This window comes from Archangium sp., from assembly GCF_036388035.1.
Taxonomy (GTDB): domain Bacteria; phylum Myxococcota; class Myxococcia; order Myxococcales; family Myxococcaceae; genus Archangium.
The window spans coordinates 1-3,388 of sequence record NZ_DASVSO010000259.1; the positions used below are offsets into that span (position 1 = coordinate 1).

Annotated in this window: 7 protein-coding genes; 4 read left to right on the top strand and 3 right to left on the bottom strand. The window is 64.3% G+C overall.

All coding sequences use genetic code 11. The features are described 5' to 3' along the window. Together VF697_RS11070 and VF697_RS11075 are read left to right on the top strand one after the other, a co-directional pair. The coding region (locus VF697_RS11070; protein WP_331094069.1) for a hypothetical protein at window positions 1-297 on the top strand (297 nt) is incomplete at its 5' end. A 305-nt stretch (window positions 298-602) separates the two neighbouring features. Next, entirely contained in the window at window positions 603-857 is a 255-nt protein-coding gene (locus VF697_RS11075; RefSeq protein WP_331094071.1) for a hypothetical protein, read from the top strand. Between the two features lie 149 nt (window positions 858-1,006). On the opposite strand, the gene VF697_RS11080 is transcribed toward VF697_RS11075, so the two are convergent. From VF697_RS11080 to VF697_RS11090, 3 genes are read right to left on the bottom strand one after another with little or no spacing between them, the layout of a single operon-like run. Continuing rightward, on the bottom strand, window positions 1,007-1,468 hold the full coding sequence (locus VF697_RS11080) for an SMI1/KNR4 family protein (protein ID WP_331094080.1): 462 nt from the start codon (window positions 1,466-1,468) through the stop codon (window positions 1,007-1,009). 16 nt (window positions 1,469-1,484) lie between these two features. Further along, on the bottom strand, window positions 1,485-1,955 hold the full coding sequence (locus VF697_RS11085) for an SMI1/KNR4 family protein (RefSeq protein ID WP_331094073.1): 471 nt from the start codon (window positions 1,953-1,955) through the stop codon (window positions 1,485-1,487). A gap of 2 nt (window positions 1,956-1,957) precedes the next feature. Beyond that, a complete protein-coding gene (locus tag VF697_RS11090; RefSeq protein ID WP_331094075.1) occupies window positions 1,958-2,617 on the bottom strand; it encodes a hypothetical protein in 660 nt (219 codons plus the stop codon). A 59-nt stretch (window positions 2,618-2,676) separates the two neighbouring features. Here VF697_RS11090 and VF697_RS11095 point away from each other — a divergent pair, with 59 nt between their 5' ends. Both VF697_RS11095 and VF697_RS11100 read left to right on the top strand, forming a co-directional pair. Continuing rightward, window positions 2,677-2,820 (top strand): hypothetical protein, encoded by a 144-nt coding sequence (locus VF697_RS11095; protein ID WP_331094076.1) that lies wholly within the window; start codon window positions 2,677-2,679, stop codon window positions 2,818-2,820. 47 nt (window positions 2,821-2,867) lie between these two features. Beyond that, window positions 2,868-3,388 (top strand): SDR family NAD(P)-dependent oxidoreductase (locus VF697_RS11100; protein ID WP_331094078.1); only part of this gene is annotated, 521 nt, incomplete at its 3' end.

The following is a 3,388-nucleotide window of genomic DNA, read 5'->3' on the forward strand; positions in this document are numbered from 1 at the left end:
CGGAACTACAAGGTCAGCACGCGGGCGACCACGCTCCGAGCGGCCATGGAACAGCTCAAGCGGTTCGAGACGGACCCGGAGCATTACAACCCGGCGGGCTCGTCTCACGAGGAGCCCATCCACCTCGATGCGCCGCTCGCGGCTGAATTCCTCGCCTACTCGCGCGACGTGGACAAGAACAGCTCCACCTGGGTGAAGAAGCAGCAGGGCTACCTCGCGTGGTGGGCCGACCAGCTCAAGGGCCGGAGTCTGAGGAAGCTCACGCTCCTCGATGACATCCTCCCCGCCATGGAGTGAGCGAAGGCCCAAGGTCATCGGATCGCGGTCCTCAAGCGGTCTACTCCTGGCTGCGCAAGGTGAAGCACGCCCTCTCTGTGGCCGAGGACCCTACCTTCGGACAGCTCACCGTCCCCAGGCCCGGCCCGGGCAGTGGAAGCGGGACAAGGTGATTCCCCGGGAGCACTACCCCCTCGCTCACGAGCACCTCGCGCCTCCCTGGCGCGACAGGATGGACGTGCAGGCGGGCACCGGCTGGCACGTCGGGACGGTTCCGGCACTCGTCGCCACATGGGCCATCGAGAACGAAGCGGACCAAGTACCGCTTGAAAGAGCGGAACGGACAGCCCGAGCCCCTCAAGATTGAACTTCTCGGAACGAGGGTACCTCTGGAGGAGATCGACAAGGTCATCACCGACTACACGCACCGCTATGACGGAAAGGAAGAAGTATTCACAGCCGAGATCGCTATCAGAATGCGGCCACTGATCGACAACCTGTACGACCTCTTTGATGCCCTCCGTCTCGCTGGACTCCGCCTACAAGTGGAGGTGCATCAACGCGGTGTTCAAGGCGGCTGAACGTCCATCCTATTGAGGCCCTGGGCTCGGCCGGGCGTTGATCGCCGCAGTGTCACACTCATTGTGATAGCCACACTGCATGGCCGAGCTGCTCGCCTGCGGATGGGCCTCACGCAGGCGACGGGGTCTGAAGGAATGCCCGAGAGATCTCATTCCCCCAGCCAGTAGAGGCTACGCCGGGTGCGCAGCACCTGCTCCAAGAACTCCGAGAACGAGCTGGCGACCTGCTTGCAATAGGCCGGGTCCGGCCACGCCTCATGATCTCCGTCGAAGAGAGGATAACGACCATTCTCCTCTCGGCTCACATCCACCAGCACGTAATTGCCGTCCTGCACGTCACAGAGGGCGTACACCGAAGCTGGGCCCCACTTGTCGTCGTCCTCGCCGTAGATGGCCACTCGCGCCCGAACGATCTCGGACAAGGGAAGCATTTGGTAGGGCGAGTCGGGTAGCCGTTCGATCAACTCGGCGCCGTTGCAATGCAAGTAGAAGGCGCGCAGGTCCAGGTCCAACTTCCACCCCACCCGCCGCTCGAACTCCTCGATCTCCGCGGGTGTGGCTGGGGGATAGGGGAAGTGCTCGCGAGAGACTTCTTCCAGCAGGCGGCTCATGGGCATGGCCACGGTCTCATTCCCCCAGCCAGTAGAGGCTACGCCGGGTGCGCAGCACCTGCTCCAAGAACTCCGAGAACGAGCTGGCGATCTGCGTGCAGTATTCCGGGTTGGGCCAGGTCTCGCGGTCCCCATCAATGAGCGGGTACCGCCCGTCTACCTGTCGGCTCACGTCCAAGACGACATAGTTGCCATCGCGCACGTAGCAGAAGGCGTACATCGAGGCCGGGCCCCACCTGTCGTCATCCTCACCGCAGATGGCCACCCGTGCCCGGACGATCTTCGACAGAGGCAGGAGTTCATAGGGCGAATCCGGCCATCGAAGCAGAGCGGCCCCATTGCAATGCAGGTAGAAGGCCCGGAGGTCCGGGTCCAGCTTCCAGCCCACCCGCCGCTCGAACTCCTCAACTTCCTCGGGCGTGGCGGGGGGATGCGGAAAGGGCTCGCGGGAGACCTCTTCGAGCAGGTCGCTCATGAGCGTGGCCATCGTCAGTTGTCCGAGTAGGGCAGGTCGGGTCCTACCGTGTTCCAGGGCGCTTGCCCAGCGTAGCAGGCAGGGTAGGCCCTGGTGAATTCGTCATGAATGCTGGGCTGCACGGGGATGATGTTGTTGGGATCCACCGGGTTCCCACCGTGCCAGAGGTCCCGGATGTGATGGCCCGGCCAGGATATGCCTCCGTCGACGGGCCACTCTCCGAACTTCTTGCTCCAGTCGTCCCGGAAGGAGTCCCGGATCTTTTCCCACCTCTTGCGCTCAACCTCCTTCACCGCCTTCGGCAAAGTGGGGTAATTGCAGCAGCAGTAATAGATGCCGTAGCGGCTCCCGGCCTTCACGGGAACGGGTAGGACGACGAGGCTTCCCACCCAGTCCAGTTTGATGTCGGCCAGCCACATGCAGCCCATGAGCGTGTGGCCCTCGCTGGCGCACTCCCGCTGGCACCCATTCATGAACTCCCGGCGGCACTGCCACGGGCCGTAGAAGAGCGTCGTCTTCATCTGCCCGCCCGGCACGCTCAACCACGGCAGTTCCTTCTTCGTCGCGGGTTGGACTCCTGGTGGTGGGCGTGAAGGGCCAGACCCACCCGTTCCCTGGGTCGTCGCGCATCCGGTGAGGAGCACCAACAGCACCACCGCTCCGGCCAGCTTCATGGGAAGTCCCCGTGGTGATGGCCGCCCCCTGATGGGTTGCCAGTTCCAGGGAATAGCCGGTGGGACTGACAACTCCGGGGCTCGCCGTTCTCGGCGGTGTCATTCGAGGGGATCACCAAGGCGAGTACCTCTTCGAGTTGCGCCTGCCACGCTTCCCCTCCGAGACTCGCCCCACCAAGCCGGTGGATGACGCCTACGCGTGAGACAGCCAGGGAGACAGGGCCGCCAGATGAAGGGGAAGACCGTAGTCGTGACCGGTGCGAATTCGGGTGTGGGGCTCGCCACCGCGACGGAGCTGGCCCGAAGGGGTGCCACCGTCATCATGGCGTGCCGCGATGCCGGGCGGGGTGAGCAGGCGCTGAAGGAGGCCCTCCAGCGCAGCGGCTCGGACACGCTCGAGCTCATGTTGTGCGACCTCGGCTCGCTCGAGAGCGTCCGGAACTTCGCTCGCGAGTTCCAGAGCCGACACCCGACGCTGGATGTGTTGATCAACAACGCGGGCGTCATCACCGTGAAGCGGGAGACGACACGGGACGGGTTCGAGTCCCAGCTGGGGGTCAATCACCTGGGCCACTTCCTGCTGACGAACCTGCTGTTGGAGCCGTTGCGGCGGGCGCCCCAGGGGCGGATCATCAACGTGTCCTCGGGCGCGCACAAGACGGGGTCCATCCACTGGGAGGATCCGCACCTGACGCGGAGCTTTGGCGTGTGGAGGGCCTATTCGCAGTCCAAGCTCGCCAACATCCTGTTCACCAAGGCGCTCGCGGAGCG

What these genes read in the sequence shown, in the direction of transcription:
- VF697_RS11085 (WP_331094073.1), bottom strand. Translation starts at nt 1,955, where the DNA reads ATGGCCACGCTCATGAGCGACCTGCTCGAAGAGGTCTCCCGCGAGCCC.
- VF697_RS11090 (WP_331094075.1), bottom strand. Translation starts at nt 2,617, where the DNA reads ATGAAGCTGGCCGGAGCGGTGGTGCTGTTGGTGCTCCTCACCGGATGC.
- VF697_RS11080 (WP_331094080.1), bottom strand. Translation starts at nt 1,468, where the DNA reads ATGAGCCGCCTGCTGGAAGAAGTCTCTCGCGAGCACTTCCCCTATCCC.